The sequence below is a fragment of the Flavobacterium sp. A45 genome, from assembly GCF_002001005.1.
Classification (GTDB): Bacteria; Bacteroidota; Bacteroidia; order Flavobacteriales; family Flavobacteriaceae; genus Flavobacterium.
On record NZ_MUNX01000051.1, the window covers coordinates 58160 to 74909 of the forward strand.

Annotated in this window: 17 protein-coding genes; 14 read left to right on the plus strand and 3 right to left on the minus strand. The window is 35.8% G+C overall.

Annotated features, from left to right (window positions below; translation table 11 throughout):
• Positions 1-53 precede the first annotated feature (53 nt).
• Positions 54-1163, minus strand: coding sequence for an AI-2E family transporter (locus B0E44_RS03215; RefSeq protein ID WP_165688761.1), 1110 nt, complete (start codon positions 1161-1163; stop codon positions 54-56).
• 274 nt (positions 1164-1437) lie between these two features.
• On the opposite strand from B0E44_RS03215, the gene glgA reads away from it, so the two are divergent.
• A complete protein-coding gene (gene glgA / locus B0E44_RS03220; protein WP_077370767.1) occupies positions 1438-2664 on the plus strand; it encodes a glycogen synthase in 1227 nt (408 codons plus the stop codon).
• A 125-nt stretch (positions 2665-2789) separates the two neighbouring features.
• Here the strand turns inward: glgA and B0E44_RS03225 are convergent, their stop codons facing one another.
• The gene (locus B0E44_RS03225; protein WP_077370768.1) at positions 2790-3605 is read right to left on the minus strand and encodes a DUF5995 family protein; all 816 of its coding nucleotides are present in this window, start codon (positions 3603-3605) and stop codon (positions 2790-2792) included.
• A 225-nt stretch (positions 3606-3830) separates the two neighbouring features.
• Between B0E44_RS03225 and B0E44_RS03230 the strand changes: the two genes are divergently transcribed.
• The 11 genes from B0E44_RS03230 (at position 3831) to B0E44_RS03280 (ending at position 12559) form a co-directional block, all read left to right on the plus strand.
• The gene (locus B0E44_RS03230) at positions 3831-4160 is read left to right on the plus strand and encodes a winged helix-turn-helix domain-containing protein (RefSeq protein ID WP_077370769.1); all 330 of its coding nucleotides are present in this window, start codon (positions 3831-3833) and stop codon (positions 4158-4160) included.
• Positions 4161-4169: 9 nt separating this feature from the next.
• Positions 4170-4739, plus strand: coding sequence for a molybdenum cofactor guanylyltransferase (locus tag B0E44_RS03235; RefSeq protein ID WP_077370770.1), 570 nt, complete (start codon positions 4170-4172; stop codon positions 4737-4739).
• Positions 4736-4978 (plus strand): MoaD/ThiS family protein, encoded by a 243-nt coding sequence (locus B0E44_RS03240; RefSeq protein WP_077370771.1) that lies wholly within the window; start codon positions 4736-4738, stop codon positions 4976-4978. The genes B0E44_RS03235 and B0E44_RS03240 overlap by 4 nt, the downstream gene beginning before the upstream one ends.
• A gap of 84 nt (positions 4979-5062) precedes the next feature.
• The gene (locus B0E44_RS03245; RefSeq protein WP_077370772.1) at positions 5063-6115 is read left to right on the plus strand and encodes a HesA/MoeB/ThiF family protein; all 1053 of its coding nucleotides are present in this window, start codon (positions 5063-5065) and stop codon (positions 6113-6115) included.
• A gap of 60 nt (positions 6116-6175) precedes the next feature.
• A complete protein-coding gene (locus B0E44_RS03250) occupies positions 6176-6622 on the plus strand; it encodes a molybdenum cofactor biosynthesis protein MoaE (RefSeq protein ID WP_077370773.1) in 447 nt (148 codons plus the stop codon).
• Positions 6623-6719: 97 nt separating this feature from the next.
• Positions 6720-7646, plus strand: a complete 927-nt coding sequence (gene moaCB, locus B0E44_RS03255; protein ID WP_256382256.1) for a bifunctional molybdenum cofactor biosynthesis protein MoaC/MoaB — start codon at positions 6720-6722, stop codon at positions 7644-7646.
• Complete coding sequence (gene moaA, locus B0E44_RS03260) at positions 7636-8643, plus strand: GTP 3',8-cyclase MoaA (RefSeq protein ID WP_077370819.1); 1008 nt, start codon at positions 7636-7638, stop codon at positions 8641-8643. The genes moaCB and moaA overlap by 11 nt, the downstream gene beginning before the upstream one ends.
• Positions 8644-8740: 97 nt before the next feature.
• The gene (locus tag B0E44_RS03265; protein ID WP_077370775.1) at positions 8741-9691 is read left to right on the plus strand and encodes a TIGR01212 family radical SAM protein; all 951 of its coding nucleotides are present in this window, start codon (positions 8741-8743) and stop codon (positions 9689-9691) included.
• A 269-nt stretch (positions 9692-9960) separates the two neighbouring features.
• Complete coding sequence (locus tag B0E44_RS03270; protein WP_077370776.1) at positions 9961-10383, plus strand: SRPBCC domain-containing protein; 423 nt, start codon at positions 9961-9963, stop codon at positions 10381-10383.
• Between the two features lie 10 nt (positions 10384-10393).
• Positions 10394-11923, plus strand: a complete 1530-nt coding sequence (locus B0E44_RS03275) for a glycosyltransferase family 39 protein (protein ID WP_077370777.1) — start codon at positions 10394-10396, stop codon at positions 11921-11923.
• Positions 11924-12166: 243 nt separating this feature from the next.
• Positions 12167-12559, plus strand: a complete 393-nt coding sequence (locus tag B0E44_RS03280) for a VOC family protein (RefSeq protein ID WP_077370778.1) — start codon at positions 12167-12169, stop codon at positions 12557-12559.
• A gap of 146 nt (positions 12560-12705) precedes the next feature.
• Here B0E44_RS03280 and B0E44_RS03285 read toward each other — a convergent pair whose 3' ends face one another.
• Positions 12706-15213, minus strand: coding sequence for a M14 family zinc carboxypeptidase (locus B0E44_RS03285; RefSeq protein WP_077370779.1), 2508 nt, complete (start codon positions 15211-15213; stop codon positions 12706-12708).
• Between the two features lie 240 nt (positions 15214-15453).
• Between B0E44_RS03285 and B0E44_RS03290 the strand changes: the two genes are divergently transcribed.
• A complete protein-coding gene (locus B0E44_RS03290; RefSeq protein ID WP_077370780.1) occupies positions 15454-15714 on the plus strand; it encodes a hypothetical protein in 261 nt (86 codons plus the stop codon).
• A 35-nt stretch (positions 15715-15749) separates the two neighbouring features.
• Positions 15750-16649: a CPBP family intramembrane glutamic endopeptidase gene (locus B0E44_RS03295; RefSeq protein ID WP_077370781.1), complete on the plus strand. Its 900-nt coding sequence runs from the start codon at positions 15750-15752 to the stop codon at positions 16647-16649.
• The last annotated feature ends 101 nt before the right edge of the window (positions 16650-16750 follow it).

Here is a 16750-nt window from a genome sequence, read left to right on the forward strand (position 1 = left end):
GGTGGCACGCCCAGATGATCTTTGGCGAACGGATGAAGTAAATTGAAATGGAATTATTCTTCTGCCTCTAATTGTGATTTTTCTAATTGTGGTTCTTGATTCATATCGATCCACGAGAGGAAAAATTTATAACCCAATGTAAGTATTACTGCTCCCAAAAATAATCCGATGAAGCCGTTGTATATGAAACCACCAATAGCTCCTAGGAATATCACGAGCATGGGGGCTGGCGGATTACCTCTTCCAAGGAATATTGGTTTTAGAATATTGTCGGAAATCAAGGTGATTCCTACCCAAATAGCCAGTATGGTTGAGGTTGTGGCATCGGTAATGGAATACATGTAAATGACTACTGGGATGGCAATGGGGCCAATTCCTACTTGTATTATGGCAAGAAATAGACAAATTATCGTGAAAATTCCAGCAAAAGGTACTCCTGCAAGGAAAAATCCAATTCCGATCATTAGCGCTTGTATTAAGGCTACGCCCAAGAATCCTTTTACGACATTGCGAATGGTAATTACAGTGACTTCGGCATAGTGTTCGCCATTGGAACCTATTAGCTTTATAAAAATATTTTTAGAAACTTTGACTAATGATTCAGTGTACAATAATAGTCCCATTGCAATGATGATTGAGACGATAAACTGTAGAATGCCTTTGCCAATTCCAGCCAAGGAAAGCAGTAGCCATGCACCCGCTACTTTTAGTTGTTCGGAGTATTTAAGTGCGACTTTGGATAAATCTTCAGAGGCCGATGCCCATATTTCGACAATGGGTTTTGTTATCGTTGGCCAGCTTTTGGTGGTTTCTCCAGGAGGCGGAATCAAGTGCTCATTCGTTTGATAATAATGGACAAAATTGTTGATTTCTTCATATAAGGATTGGGTTATCAATACACTGGGCAAGACTAAAATAGTAAGCAGTATAAGTGCGACGAATATGGTGGCCAGAACTTTTCGGCCTCTAAATAATCGGACAACCCTTTCGTAAACAGGACTGAAGGCTATGGCAATAACTATCGCCCAAACTATAATTAAAACAAATGGTTTTAGAATATCATAACACCAACCGATTAACAGGAAGAGGACACCAAGACGAATAAGGGTATCGGCAATTTTTTCGAAATTATATCCGTAGAAATTTGAGTTGTTTTGATTCATAAAGGTGAATTTTTTTGATGAATGAGATGTTTGCATATTGTAGTGCTAATCTAGTTAAATTGTAGCGATTATTGATATTGTAAATTGATATCTTTTGCAAAAGGTTTATTTTTTTTCAGAATCTTAACGAAAAAATAATTTTAAAATAATGAAAGGTTTCAGTACGAATTAAATTGCGGTTTCGTATTTTTACTAAATTGATATTTTGATGCAGTTCAATACTTTAATGGTGTGCTCATGTGTCGAATACTCTGAATTATAAAAAATACAGCAAATGAAGATAGCGCTTTATACCAACGAATTTCCACCAAACATTTATGGCGGAGCAGGAGTTCATATTGATTTTTTGAGTCAAGAGTTGGCTAAATTGGGACAGGTTGAAGTTCGGTGTTTTGGTGACCAAAAAGAAAACAAGGACTCCATGCATGTGGAAGGAATTAATTCCTGTTTGACTAAAATGGTTGATCCCGAAAACGAACACATCAAGATGTTTCATAACCTAAGTCGGAACGTCGAAATGGCTCAAGCTACTCCAAAAGCCGATATTGTTCATTGTCATACTTGGTACACGCATTTGGCTGGTGTTTTTACAAGGGAATTGTTGCAGGTGCCTTTGATATTGACAACACATAGTCTGGAAACGCATCGTCCTTGGAAAGTCGAGCAGCTCGGTAATGGTTATTTTATGTCTCGATGGATTGAAACTAACGCCTATAAAACTGCCGATGGTATTATTGCCGTGAGCGAACAGATGAAAACTGACGTGGTGGAAGCCTATGGGGTAGATCCTAAAAAAGTAACCGTAATCCATAACGGAATAGATCCCGAATTTTACAGACCTACTTTTGATGAAGCTTTACTGAAAGAATATGGAATCGATCCAAATATTCCGTTTGTGCTTTTCGTTGGCCGAATTACACGTCAAAAAGGAATTTCGGGATTGATTGAAGCGGCGCAGTATTTTAATGAAAATTGCCAGATTGTGCTTTGCGCCGGTGCTCCCGATACCGAAGAAATTGCTAAGGAAACTTCAGCACTTATCGATCAATTGAAAGCCAAAAGGAAAGGAGTAATCCTGATTTCGGAAATGCTGCCACGAGAAAAAGTCAAAGTGCTCTACAGCCACGCCAGAGTTTTTGCTTGTCCATCTTTGTATGAGCCTTTCGGGATTATTAATCTGGAAGCAATGGCTTGCGAAACGCCGGTTGTTGGAAGTCACGTAGGCGGAATACCCGAAATAATTGTAGAAGGAGAAACAGGGTATTTAATTCCGATGGAAAGTGTATCGCGAACTAATTTCAATCCGCTGGATCCATTTGCTTTTCAACAGGCATTTGCACATAAAGTAAATGTATTGCTGGATCATCCGGAATTAGCAAAAGCTATGGGCAAAGCTGGCCGTGAAAGGGTTTTGGAAAAATTCAGTTGGGAATCGATCGCTAAAACCACATTTAACTATTATCAGGAAGTAATTGCTAGGTTTGAAAAAGAGACGGCATAAATTATAGTTGTAAAAAATTAACCGCAAGGTTCGCAAGGCAAGCGCTATGAACGCAAAGCTTTGCGAACCTTGCGTTTTTTCTTTGTGTTCTTTGCGGTTAAATCTGCCAAGGATTTTTTTATTTCTTAACTTTGTGCAACACATTCAGGAGTTACAACGGTTTGATTTACTGGGTTGTATTCTACTTTGCTTAAGTCAATAATTTTTTGGGCAACAGTTCCTCTTTCGAAAAGTCGAATGAGTTTAAAAACACTGCTTACAAGATAACCTGGATTCGAAACTAATCGGGCAATTCTGGTGATTTTGACATCTCTTTCCTGTATGGAAGCTTCTCTTTCATTTTCTGGAAGAAGGACAAATTCAGTAGCGTATTTCCATGCCCCATCTCTTGCGGTTTTCATGCTAAAATCAATAAAGAAATTGTCTATTTTTCCGGATAATTTCAAGATGTAGGTTAGCGTTGGCCAAATTTCGACTAAGCATTTTTCAACTCCTTCTACTAGATTACTTAAAATTTCATTGATTTTATTATAGTCAGAATGTAGGTCAAAAATGCTTTCAGGAGTACTAACTTGTGCGCAGGCAATTCCTAAATCTAAATTGACATGAGCGTTTATACCAAGCAGTAAATGTTGCACAACAATAGGCCAGTATTCTTCACCTTTAATAAATGAAAACTCCCAGCATTCTGAGCATTTTTCTTTGGCTTTAAATTGATAGTAAGCCTTTAAATAGCGATTAGCAAAAATAACATCCAGTTTTTCCATTCGTTCTGGATTTTGGAATAAACCCGTTTCGATACCCTGTTTTATTTGCAGCGTAACTTCTCTATATAAAGTGGTAAACAAGCCAATGGCACATTGTTCTAATTTTGATGTTTCAATTATTTCATCCAAATATTGAATGACTTCATTTATGGTTGTAGCTTGTTTTGTATTCATTTTTAATTGGTTATGGTTAAATAGGTAAGCGAATATAATTATTTTTTGTGTTTCAATCTGCTTTTTTTGGAGTAATTATCTTGTTGTTTTTTATAACAAAAAACAGAATGTTGTGCTTTTTTTTATTTTTTAGAAACAATCATTTCGTTATATTTGTAAAAGTATAACGAAAGTAATTGGCTTTGAAATGATCATGACCAATAAAGATTCAATACGTGCTTACATATGAAAATCAAAAGTAAAATTTGGATTGAAACGGATGATGGAATTCTAATCAGCGAAGGACGTATTCAATTGCTAAAGCTGATTGAATCGACAGGTTCACTGAATAAAGCCGCCAAGGAAATGAATATTTCATATCAAAAAGCGTGGAAATTAATAGATGCTTCGAACAAAGCTTCCAAAGAGCCTTTGATTGCTACTCAAGTGGGAGGAAATAAAGGTGGAGGTACAGTGATAACTCCTTACGGTAAATCATTAATTGAGTCTTTTGAAGCGATCAATGTTGCCTGTTGGAAATTTCTGGATGTGGAATTAAAAAAGCATTCCTTATAAACCTAGAGGATGGAAAATAAAATAACAGCAATACTATTGGCCGGCGGAAAAAGCCAGCGCATGGGTACCGATAAAGGGATGTTGGATTTGAACGGAAAGACATTCATCAAACATATTTGCGACGCTTTACAGCCAATTGTGGGTTCAAATATTCTGATTGTTTCTACCAACAAAGAATGCGATGCTTTGGGCTTTACCAGAGTGGAAGACATAATTTCAGACAAAGGTCCTGTTGGCGGACTTTATACAGGATTGAAAGAGTCCAAAACCAAAGTGAATCTCGTTTTGAGCGTTGATGTGCCAATGGTTTCGACCGAATTGCTGAAATGGCTGATAGAAAATCACAGCGAAACAGATATGGTCACGCAAACGAAAATTGATGGGAGTGCAAATCCGTTGATAGGGGTTTACGACCGTTCGATGCGTATTGTTTTTGGCGAACAGATAGCCGGAAACAAATTGAAACTGCAACAGGCTATCGAAGAGGTCAAACACAGTACTCTTGAAATTCCTGAAAAATGGAAAAATCAAGTGCAAAATATTAACACACCAGAAGAATATCAAAATTTAATCAAATGACTATAACGCTAAAATATTTTGGTTTACTCGCTGATATTACTCAATTGAAAGAGGAGCAATTCACTTTCGATGAAGAGACTGTTTTGGTTTCTGCATTGAAATCAAAAATTGAAAGTAGTTACCCAAAAATGCAAAACACAGCTTATAACATTGCGGTTAACCAAATGATAGTTGATTTGCAGACTAAAATAAAAGATCAGGATTTGATTGCTTTTTTACCGCCTTTTGCGGGAGGATAAAATTGTTTAAAGGTTTAAGAAAAAGTTTAAAGGATTTAACTCATTAAACTCTTAAACTTTTAAACTCTTAAACTTTTAAACAATATGAGATATTCCAGACAAATAATTCTCCAGGAAATAGGAGAAATAGGCCAGCAAAAATTGCAGGATGCTCGTGTCTTGGTGATTGGTGCGGGAGGTTTGGGCTGTCCGGTTCTGCAAAATTTGGCAGCAGCAGGAGTGGGAACTATTGGAATTGTTGATGGCGACGTCGTGGAAGAAACCAATTTGCACAGACAATTGTTATATACTTTAAAAGATTGTGGCAAAAGGAAAGCCGAAATAGCCAAGAAAGCCATTTTGGAACTCAATCCCGAAATCAGCGTAACGGCTTTTTCAGAATTTTTTACTGTCCAAAATGCTATTCAAATAGTGGGTGAGTATCAAATCATTGTCGATTGCACGGACGCAATTGCTGTTCGCTATTTGATTAACGATGTGTCGGTCACCAAAAGGATTCCAATGGTATATGCTTCAATCCATAAGTTTGAAGGACAGGTTTCGGTATTTAATTATAAAAATGGACCGAGTTATCGATGTCTGTTTCCTGAACAGGAAGGATTAAATGCCGTTCCGAATTGCGTAGAATCTGGAGTTTTGGGAGTTTTGCCAAATACGCTTGGAACATTGCAAGCTACAGAAATCCTTAAAATAATATTAGAAATCGGTACTGTGTTGTCAGGTAAATTATTTATTTATGATGCTCTGCATTTTCAAACTCAAATTATAGATTTTGCCAAAAAACCGAAAATGATTGAAAAAGGAATCATAAACGGAATAAAGCTTTTAAATAGTAAAAATCCAGAAGCAGATTTAAGTCCGAAAGCATTTTTAGAAAAATGTAATCAATTAGGAATCGTTGTTATTGACGTTAGGGAATTAGATGAAACACCTGAATTTAAAGGAGAAAATATCATTCAGATTCCACTGAGTGAATTAGAAGAATACAGTAAAAAATTGGATAAAAATCAGGAAATTGTTTTGTTTTGTCAAACAGGTCAACGCAGTTTAGCGGCTATGAATTATCTTCAAAAATCAGGATTTGTTGGGGTTTTTCATTTAGGAAGAGGTATTGAATCTTTGAAAAATCAGATTTAATGGGAATGGCAATATCAATTTCAATGACAATTTTAAAATAAAATAAAAAATATACTATTCATGTCAACAGATAAACCCAAAAAAAGTTCCTTTGTTCAGGGACAGATAACATCAGAATTCATTGGGAATTCAATTGCGAAACATCAAAGTAAAACCACAATTGGCGCCCATAATATTTTTCTAGGCCAGGTTCGTGCCGATGTGATTGAAGGAAAAACAGTCGCTGCGATAGAATACACTGCCTACGAAGAAATGGCAGAACAAACTTTCTATGAAATCAGAGAAGCGGCTTTCGCCAAATATGAATTATCGTGTCTGCATATTTACCACAGTTTGGGAACGGTAAAAACAGGTGAAATCTGTCTGTTTGTTTTTGTTTCGGCACCAAGACGAAAAGTGGTTTACGAAGCTTTGGAGTTTTTGGTTGAAGAAATAAAAGAAAAGACAGCTATTTTCGGGAAAGAAATTTTTGAAGATGAAAGCTATGTTTGGAAGCAGAATACATAAAAACAAAAACACAGATTGCACAAATTGTCGCAGATTTTACAACCTAAAAAATAATCAGTAAGAATCCGTTGAATCTGTGTCATCCGTGGCCAATAAAATAAAAAACAGAATGGTAGATATCACCCATAAAATAATTACACAGCGCACGGCTACAGCACAAGCAATCGTAAAAGTAGGCTCACTTGCAACGATGCAAGCCATTTTGGACAAAACCGTTCCAAAAGGCGATGTGTTAGAAGTCGCACGAACAGCGGGTTTGTTTGCCGTAAAAAACACTTCGAACTCCATTCCGGACTGCCATCCTATGCCGATTGAATTCACCGGAATTGAATATGAACTGCTCGAAGATTCGGTATTAATCAAAGTAACCGTCAAAGCAATTTACAGAACAGGCGTTGAGGTCGAAGCAATGCACGGCGCTTCGATTGTTGCTCTGACAATGTACGATATGCTAAAACCCATAGACAAACAAGTCGAAATTTCGACCATAAAACTGCTTCACAAAAAAGGAGGGAAATCCGATTATGGAGTCAAAGAAGATCTCGATTTATCGGTAGCGGTAATCGTTTGTTCAGACAGTGTTTCCAGCGGTAAAAAAGAAGACCGAGCCGGAAAAGTAATCTCGGATAAAATTAAAAAATTAGGACTAAGCGTTTCGAACTATTCGGTAATTCCGGATGAGGTTGCTGATATTCAAGAGACTATAAATAAATTGTGTTCTGCCAATAAAGATCTGATTATCCTCACTGGAGGAACAGGTTTGTCTAATCGCGATGTCACTCCCGAAGCCATTATCCCAATGCTCGACCGACGTATTCCGGGAATTGAGGAAGCCATTCGTTCTTACGGACAGGATAGAACGCCTTATGCAATGTTGTCCAGATCGGTAGTAGGTTTCAAAGGTGATACGCTGATTATGGCTTTGCCGGGTTCCACAGCGGGAGCCAGTGAATCTATGGACGCCGTTTTTCCATCAATATTACATTTATTCAAAATATTAAATGGTTTTAACCATGGAAAATAACATCAATCCAATGCAGGACAACCACGGCAGAGCGCATAATTACCTCCGCATTTCGATTACAGAACACTGTAATTTGAGATGCACCTATTGTATGCCAGCCGAGGGGATTGCGCTTACTCCAAGAGCACATCTGATGACTGCAGACGAGATTATTACCATTGCCAAGACTTTCGTAAAACTCGGCGTGAATAAAATCCGATTAACCGGTGGAGAGCCTTTGGTACGAAAAGATGCCAAAATTATTATCGAGCAATTAGGGAAACTAGGAGTTGAATTAACGTTGACAACCAACGGAATCTTGGTCCACGAATTCATAGATACATTCAAGGAAGCCGGAATTACCACTTTGAACGTGAGTATCGACAGTTTGAAAAAAGATAAATTCAACCAAATTACTCGTCGAAATTATTTTGAAAAGCTGGTTGAAAATCTCGATTTGCTAGAGGCAAATAATTTCAAGGTAAAACTAAATGTAGTTGTTATTAAAGGTTTTAACGAGAATGAAATTATCGATTTCATTGAAATGACCAAAGACCGAAACATTCAGATTCGGTTTATTGAGTTTATGCCTTTTGATGGCAATCAATGGAATAAAGAAAAATTGGTGAGTTATGCCGAAATTCTTTCACAGGTGAATGCTTTTTATACCGAACAAAAAGTAGAGCGCACCCAAGACAAACCGAATGACACCGCCAAAAATCACAAAATTGCTTCTTACAAAGGCAGTTTTTCGGTCATAAGTTCCGTGACCAATCCGTTTTGCAGTACCTGTAACCGAATCCGTTTGACTGCCGACGGTAAACTAAAAAACTGTTTGTTCTCTAATACCGAAACCTCTTTGCTCGACACATTACGTGCGGGAGATTCAATAGAACCACTTATCATTCAAAACATAAAATCCAAACACGCCATGCGCGGCGGAATGGACGATGATGCTAAATTCCAGAATCCGCTTCTTTTTTCTCAAAACAGAAGTATGATTAAGATTGGGGGATAGAGCATTTTGCGCCTTTGCGTCTCTGCGAGAGATTGTTTCGTAAAATCCCTGATAAAAGTCATTGTTGGCACTATATCATAGTGAATACCTTTGCAAGATGAATGCAAAAATAGAATCCAACAAAAAAGGGTACAACAATTACGGCACCCATCTCCGTGAAAAATACAACGGAAAAAAAGTTTTCAAAGTAATAGTCGATGGCAATTTCAGTTGTCCCAACCGAGACGGACTCAAAGGTTACGGAGGTTGCACCTATTGCAATACCGATTCTTTCACCCCCGATATTTCCAGAAAAGCACCAACGATAGAAGAACAGTTGTTTCAGGGAATGGAGCGTGCCAAAAAATCATACAAAGCCGACCAATTCATTGTCTACTTCCAACCAAATACCAATACTTATGCACATGTCGATTATCTAAAAACAATTTATGACCGAGCCTTGTCTTTCAATCCCGATGAGGTCGTTGGATTTTCGGTAGGGACGCGTCCAGATTGTATTGATGCCGAAAAAATAGCTTTGCTCGAAAGCTATTGCAACCGTTTCGATGTCGATCTCGAAATGGGAATGGAATCGATGTATGATGAAACATTAGAAAAAATAAACCGAGGCTGTACCCACGCCGAGTTCATCACCGCCGTAGAATTGTTAAAAGACAGCCCCATCGATTTGTGTGTCCACACCGTTTTTGGATTCCCTTGGGAAACCCGCGAAATGATGCTCAACTACATCAATGAAATCAACCGTTTCCCCCAAATAAAATTCGTAAAATTCCATCATCTGCACATCGTCGAAGGCTCGATAATGGGTGTGCACTACAAGCGAAACCCGTTCCCGCTCTTCACTCTGGAACAATACACCGATTTACTTTGCGACCTAATCCCGCTCCTGCGCCCCGACATTGTCATTCAGCGCCTCTTCGGAATCTCCGATTGGGATTTGCTCATCGCACCAAATTGGGGACTCAAAAAGACACAAATACAGCATTATATCGACTCCACAATCGAAAAAAGAGGTATTATTCAAGGTTCTAAATACATCAATTTATAAAAAAATTAAAGTATCAGTTGGGCGTGCCCCCGTTGAGAAAAGGGGTTTGCTTATTGTACTGCTTATTCAGCCCCTTTCCTCAACGGGGTCGGGCTATTCGCGCTACTTCGGTAGCTAGCTTCTATCACTCACGCAATTCACAAGATATTTATTGAAAATGAGAGGCAAATCCATCTAATAAGAAACTAATTTGTTGTAGTTAAATCCGTTATATTTACGTTGTAATTAATGATAGTCAACAGTATATAGAATAACTAAATCAAATAAAAATGATAACAAGTAAATCAACAATACTAATCAATTCAACCAAACAAAAGGTTTGGGACGCTCTTACCAAACCGGAATTGGTCAAAAAATGGCAATACGGAAGTGACGTTGTAACGGATTGGAAAGTGGGTAGCGAAATTAGATTTAGTGTGGTGTGGGAGAATAAAGTATTCGACCAATGGGGAAAAATATTGGAAGTGATTCAAAACGAACTCATAAAATACAGTTTGTTTTTCCCAAGACCGGACCTTGAAGACAAAGAAGAAAATTATTTCATTATGAGTTATATTATTTCGGAAAGGCAAAATATGATAAAACTCGAAATTATAAAAGAAGACAACAGACCAGGAGCGGTGGAAGAAAAAGAAAGCGATGAAGAAAATCCTGTTTTGACTGCATTAAAGGAAATTATTGAAAGTAACTAAGTAACATCAAATGAACAAAAAAACATTACTGCTACTCGGCTTTATCATACTGAAATTTGTATTGCAATATTCTTTAATAACTGACGACTACGACTTACAGCGGGATGAATATTTGCACCTTGACCAAGCCCGTCATTTGGCTTGGGGGTATTTGTCGGTACCGCCATTCACTTCTTGGGTTTCCTATTTTATTTATCTTTTGGGGAATTCGGTTTTTTGGATTAAATTTTTTCCTGCTTTGTTTGGTGCCTTGACGATTGTTGTCGTTTGGAAAGCAATTGAAGAATTGAAGGGAAGTTTGTTTGCCTTGGTTTTGGGAGCAACTTGTGTGTTCTTTTCAGCACTTTTAAGGCTGAACACTTTGTACCAACCCAACTCTTTTGACGTATTGTGTTGGACAACTTTTTATTTCATCTTAATCAAATACATCAATTCCAAAAACACCAAATGGCTTTTCATTTTGGCGATTATTTTTGCTTTTGGTTTTCTCAATAAGTACAATATCGGATTCTTGATTATTGGATTGATTCCTGCCATTTTATTAACCCAAGAACGTAAAATTTTCACTCAACCGAAATTGTATGTTGCGCTTGTTTTGGGCTTGCTGTTAATTGCGCCAAATCTTTTATGGCAATACACAAACGGATTTCCAGTAATTCATCATATGAAAGAATTAGCCGAAACACAGTTGGTAAATGTAGACCGATTGGAATTTTTAAAATCGCAAGTGCTCTTTTTTATTGGTTCTTTCATAGTCATTGTGTCCGGATGCATAGCTTTGCTATTATATAAACCGTTCCAGAAATACAGATTATTTTTCTGGAGCATCATTTTTACGCTTGCGGTTTTTATGTATTTAAAAGCCAAAGATTATTATGCCATTGGACTTTATCCTATTTACATTTCTTTTGGTTCCGTTTATTTGGCGGAGCAATTAAAAGAAGGTTGGAAAAGGTATTTACAGCCAGTTTTAATAATACTGCCGATACTTTTTTTTATACCGATGTACAATGCTTTTTTCCCTAACAAAAGCCCGGAATACATTGTAAATAATGCTAAAGCGTATCAAAAATTTGGTTTGCTTCGTTGGGAGGACGGTAAAGATCATTTGCTGCCGCAGGATTTTGCAGATATGCTGGGTTGGAAAGAATTAGCTGTGAAAGTGGATTCCGTTGCAGGAACACTGCCGGATTTGGAGCATACCTTAATTCTTTGCGATAATTATGGGCAGGCAGGAGCTATCAATTATTACACCACTAACAAAAAAGTGGTTGCGCATTCCTTTAATGCCGATTATATCAATTGGCTTCCTTTGGATATGAAAATTAAAGATGTCATCTTAGTAAAAGAGGATAACGACGATGACAAAGAAAGAAAAACCGAAATTCCATTATTTGACACCGTGTATTTGGCAGCAAAAAGAATCAACAAATTTGCCAGAGAACCCGAAATTTCGATTTATGTATTGCGCGGAGCTAAAGTTGATGTCAGTAAAAGAATAAAAGATGAAATGGAATCGAAATTGAAAGAAGGTCAATAATTTAACCGTTTTAATCTGTATTTTTAATTTTAAACATGTTTCCAAACAATTGGGAGTAAGACCAATTTCGTTGAAGAATTAGATTATACTTCTTTTCAAAAGATGCTTTTATTGTGATTTAAATTTTTTATATTTATCTGATTTATAGTGATATAAATATGAATTGGGTGGGTGAATTTGCCAAGTTCGTGAATAGCTATAAATGGGTAGAGTAATAAATAGTAACTTATAAAATTATTAGATATGGCAGCGTTATCAAAGAACCCGTTTACATGGGTTGAAATTTATGTAGAGGATATGAGTAGAGCACAAAAATTCTACGAAACTGTATTGCAAATCGAAATGACTCCTATGCAAGCACCAGGTGAAATGGATGATTTAGAAATGTTATGTTTTCCTTGGGCTGAGGGTGGAATAAACAGCAGTGGTGCATTGTGTAAAACTAGTGAAATGAAGCCAGGTACTGGAGGAACGTTAGTTTATTTTGCATGTGAAGATTGTGCCATTGAGGCATCTAGAGTGGAAAGTGCCGGAGGGCAGGTATTACAGCAAAAATTTCAAATTGGTGAGCATGGATTTTGTGCTATTGTTATGGATACTGAAGGGAATACAGTTGGTTTGCATTCGATGAATTAATAATTGATTTTGATATCATTCAGCGAACTCAAAGTGTAAATAAATTTATTAAATATTGAAGATATAGAATAAGAAAAGGATTTGAGAAGCAAAAAAAAGGGATCCCAGTTCAAATCAGGATCCCTTTTTTATTTAAAAAAACTTTTTTATTTTACCAAAAACAAGGCATTACTGAATAATAAGATTCCGTTTTCCCAAAAGCCTCTAAACAAAGGATTGTCAATCATATAAATAACGGATCCGTCTCCTTTTTTGTCAACGGCAAAGCTTACAGTTTCTGTTAGTTTTTTCTTCATATCATTACCCACAAAACCATAACTAATATATTCCTTTGGAATGTAAGCCACATTGATTGCTTTTTTTAATAAAGGGTAGCATTTTTCATTCGTTTTAAGACTAAAATAAGAATTGCCCAAGCCAAAGGCCATAGGATATGTTTTGTCTATTTTATTTTCCATAATAGCGCCAGGAATAGAACCTGAAATGGCTCTTCGCTCAGATCCTTCAAAATCTAGAAAACGTTTTTTAAGTTCCAATTCTTTTTCTTCTTTTTCTGATTTTTCTTTATCTTCAGTACTTGCAAACGGACTCAAAGCATATCCTTCTCTATCTTCAAATAACGAATTGGATGCATTGATAGCAATTACTTTTCCACCGTTTTTAATCCAAGAATCAATTTGTTCTTTTTGCTCGTCTGATAAATTATAATAGCCATCTGCTAAAATCAAAGTGTTGTAATTGTATAATTTGACTCTGCTAAAATTGGCAGTTTCTACAATACTTACAGGATAACTAATAGTTTCATCCAAATAGAACCAAGTGGCACCAAACTCAGTGGAGCTTACTCCTTTTCCAGATAAAAGCAATACTTTTGGAGCTTTAAGCAAAATGAAATTTTCTCCTCCTAAATCTTTTGAATTGTTAGAATATCCAGTTGCTATAAAATTATAATCGGATTTTATTTTGATAATTTCATTTACCGTTTTCTCAAAATCAACCACCTTTGGGTTGTCGGCTTTACTGACTATTAATCCCCCTGGTTCAACAATAATATCCCCAAAAACAGCTTTCTTCATTGCTGATCTTACTTTTATACCCGCTTGATGTAATTGAGAAACGACTTGGACAGAGGTTCTGTTATTCCACGGAATGTGAAAAGCATAAACCGACTCTGGTATCTTTTTTTCTTTGACTTCAAGTGTAGCTTTTGTTTTGATATCCAAGCTGTTTTTTACGGCATAACTTTCTACGCCATAAGCCAGAGGTAATGCCCAAGCTGTAATGTCATATGATAAACTGTCATTTAATTTTTGGTTGGGTTCAAAAAGGACTTGAGTCAAAACAGCTCTAGGCTGATCTACTTTTACGATTAAATCGTTAGGTTCTATTTTGAAACTTTTATTCTTTTTAGATTGATAATGAAAGCCTGATTCATTAGCTGTAGCATCAGCATAAGCAAATTCGATATTGTTTTTCTTCAATAAAACAGCCATTTGATCCAATTTTGGATTGTTTTTCATGACATAGGTTTTGTAACTTCCTTTTACTTTTTTTCGTGCATTGTTGTTAAAATCCCTGAAGCCTTTTATTAATGCTTCTTTTTGAGCTGAAGCACTTTCTATGATGGTAAGTACTGCAGTAGCATGATGTGTGAAACGGTCTTTTATGGTTAAATTCACTCCGTTTTCCATCGTGATTTCTCTTCCGGCACCAATTCCGCCTTGCTCTAGTGTCATTCCAACAGCACCATTGTAGGTAGGGTAAGTATCTCCATAACTTGGGTAAAATAAATCAAATCGTTCACGTGTATTGTATGTCCAATTCTGTTTATCAAATTTTGCCGAAATTTTTTTGCCTAATGTAGTGTGAAAGTCTTTTTGATATTTCTCTATAAACTCATGCAAAGGTTCGGCTGAGGGCGGAAAGAAGTACGGTGAATCATAACTCATTTCATGAACATCGGCATGCACCTGTGGCATCCATTGATAATACATGGCTATGCGCTGCTGTGTTTCTGCTTGTGTTTGCCAAGCCCAATCTCTGTTTAAATCAAAAATATAATGATTGTATCTTCCGCCTGGCCATGCCTCCATATGCTCTCTGTCATACAAGCCAGGATGTGTTTTTTTTCCTGAAATTTCTCTTAACCAATTTCCATATCGAGAATAGCCATCTGGATTGATACAAGGATCCAGAATGACTATAGTATTTTTTAACCATGTTTTGGCGGCTTCATTAGTTGGATTTAGTAATTCATAAACAACAGATAAAGCACTTTCAGTTCCAGCAAATTCATTTCCATGTACATTAAAGCTGATCCAAACAATCACTTTGTCTTCAACTGTTGGCGTTTTAGAATTAGACATGCCAATAGCGGCGAGATTGTTGTTTCTGATTTGTTCTAAATTGGCTAAATTCTCTGGAGTCGAGATATAATATAAATTCAAATCTCTTTGCTCTGCAGTTACACCATATTTATGCTTTTTGATGAGTTTGGATTCTTCAGTTAAATAATTAAAATAATTTTCAACCTGATGGTAATAAGTGATTTGTTTACCGTAAGTGGGAATGAAATCTGAAGGACTTTTTAATTGTGCGAAAGCCGAAAAAAATGTTGTGAACAACAATAAAGTAATGTAAAGGTTTTTTTTCATGGTTAGGTTGAGTTTATAGCAGGTCAAAAATAAGGATTAACTTTTTAATGTACTAAAATGCATTATAATTTAAACAATGAAATATAAAAATTAAATTTTGACTTTTATTATGGCTTGAAAGCTAAATATGGGGTTAAATGAAAAAGTATAAAAAAAGTATCACAAAAATTAGATGTAAGAATATTATTTGTTATTTTTATAAATAAATACTAATTATTCTGATAAACTAAATTTACATTTATGATAAGCGAATGGATTGCAAAATATGAAAATACTGAAATTAAGATAACAAACAGTTGGTTTGGAGGAGAAAAACTATTTGTTAATGGTGAATTACAAGATGAACAATTGAATTTTGTTACACCAAGTAGAATGACTGGAAATCTTACGAATTCAAAAGGCGAAAAATTAAACATCAAGGCCAATGTTTCTGGATTTTTTACGGTGAGTTGTAGAGCTTTTGTAGATAATAAAAAGCTGGAGTTGCAACAAACAAAGTAAAAACAAAGAGCTTCAAAAGTGAAATCAATATAATAATGGATGTGAGTTTGGTTAAAAAAGATATAAATCAAAATGAAGGTTGGCGAAATGTTTTATTATTAATATTTCCCTATTTGTTTATCGTTGGAATATTTCAATGGATTGCATACTATAACTTGGGACTTGATATTTCTTATGAAAATATTCATATGACTCCTTTTCAATTTATGATAGTTGCTTTTGGTTCTCTTGTGGGTACTATGATTGCGATTGGTATAATGATGAAATATATGGATCAAAAGCCATTTTATACTTTAGGTTTTAAAAGGCGTCACATTGTGAAAGATACGATAAAAGGTATTTTTTTGGGTTTTACCATTATGCTTTTGGGCTTTTCTATCTTATATTTTACTAAACAGATACAGATTCAAAAGTTGGATTTTAATTTGAATTTTTTACTGCAAGGGTTTTTGCTTTTTGTTTTTGTAGCGATAGCTGAAGAAGTGTTAGTAAGAGGCTATATTTTAAAAAATTTATTGGCTTCATTCAATAATCTAACGGCACTTTTAATATCCGCAGTTTTTTTTAGTATACTGCATTTGGGGAATCCTCATATGAGTTTTTTTAGTTTTATTCAGCTTTTTGTAGCGGGAATATTGCTAGGGATTCCATATATAATTACTCGAAAATTATGGTTTTCTATTGCACTGCATTTCAGTTGGAATTTTTTTCAGGGAACAATTTTCGGTTTTAGTGTGAGTGGAATTCAGCATTATTCAATTATTGAAACAAAATTTCATACTGCTACTATTTGGAATGGTGGTGATTTTGGATTTGAGGGCTCTTTATTATGCTTGCTATTTCAAACAATAGTAATCATTTTTGTTTTACTTAAATTTGATAAAATTGGTGAATCAAAAAGAACTAGAGTATTTGATTTATTTATAAAAAACTAAAAAGTCCCTCAATATTTCTGTTAAGAGACTTCTGGTAATGTTTTTTGCCACAAATTGCATAAAATTATTGGTTCTATTAGTGTCTAACAAAGAAGCATTAG

Bases quoted from the DNA above. Each gene is read 5' to 3' on its own strand.
- B0E44_RS03215 (WP_165688761.1), bottom strand. From the start codon at position 1,163: ATGAATCAAAACAACTCAAATTTCTACGGATATAATTTCGAAAAAATT.
- glgA (WP_077370767.1), top strand. From the start codon at position 1,438: ATGAAGATAGCGCTTTATACCAACGAATTTCCACCAAACATTTATGGC.
- B0E44_RS03225 (WP_077370768.1), bottom strand. From the start codon at position 3,605: ATGAATACAAAACAAGCTACAACCATAAATGAAGTCATTCAATATTTG.
- B0E44_RS03230 (WP_077370769.1), top strand. From the start codon at position 3,831: ATGAAAATCAAAAGTAAAATTTGGATTGAAACGGATGATGGAATTCTA.
- B0E44_RS03235 (WP_077370770.1), top strand. From the start codon at position 4,170: ATGGAAAATAAAATAACAGCAATACTATTGGCCGGCGGAAAAAGCCAG.
- B0E44_RS03240 (WP_077370771.1), top strand. From the start codon at position 4,736: ATGACTATAACGCTAAAATATTTTGGTTTACTCGCTGATATTACTCAA.
- B0E44_RS03245 (WP_077370772.1), top strand. From the start codon at position 5,063: ATGAGATATTCCAGACAAATAATTCTCCAGGAAATAGGAGAAATAGGC.
- B0E44_RS03250 (WP_077370773.1), top strand. From the start codon at position 6,176: ATGTCAACAGATAAACCCAAAAAAAGTTCCTTTGTTCAGGGACAGATA.
- moaA (WP_077370819.1), top strand. From the start codon at position 7,636: ATGGAAAATAACATCAATCCAATGCAGGACAACCACGGCAGAGCGCAT.
- B0E44_RS03265 (WP_077370775.1), top strand. From the start codon at position 8,741: ATGAATGCAAAAATAGAATCCAACAAAAAAGGGTACAACAATTACGGC.
- B0E44_RS03270 (WP_077370776.1), top strand. From the start codon at position 9,961: ATGATAACAAGTAAATCAACAATACTAATCAATTCAACCAAACAAAAG.
- B0E44_RS03275 (WP_077370777.1), top strand. From the start codon at position 10,394: ATGAACAAAAAAACATTACTGCTACTCGGCTTTATCATACTGAAATTT.
- B0E44_RS03280 (WP_077370778.1), top strand. From the start codon at position 12,167: ATGGCAGCGTTATCAAAGAACCCGTTTACATGGGTTGAAATTTATGTA.
- B0E44_RS03285 (WP_077370779.1), bottom strand. From the start codon at position 15,213: ATGAAAAAAAACCTTTACATTACTTTATTGTTGTTCACAACATTTTTT.
- B0E44_RS03290 (WP_077370780.1), top strand. From the start codon at position 15,454: ATGATAAGCGAATGGATTGCAAAATATGAAAATACTGAAATTAAGATA.
- B0E44_RS03295 (WP_077370781.1), top strand. From the start codon at position 15,750: ATGGATGTGAGTTTGGTTAAAAAAGATATAAATCAAAATGAAGGTTGG.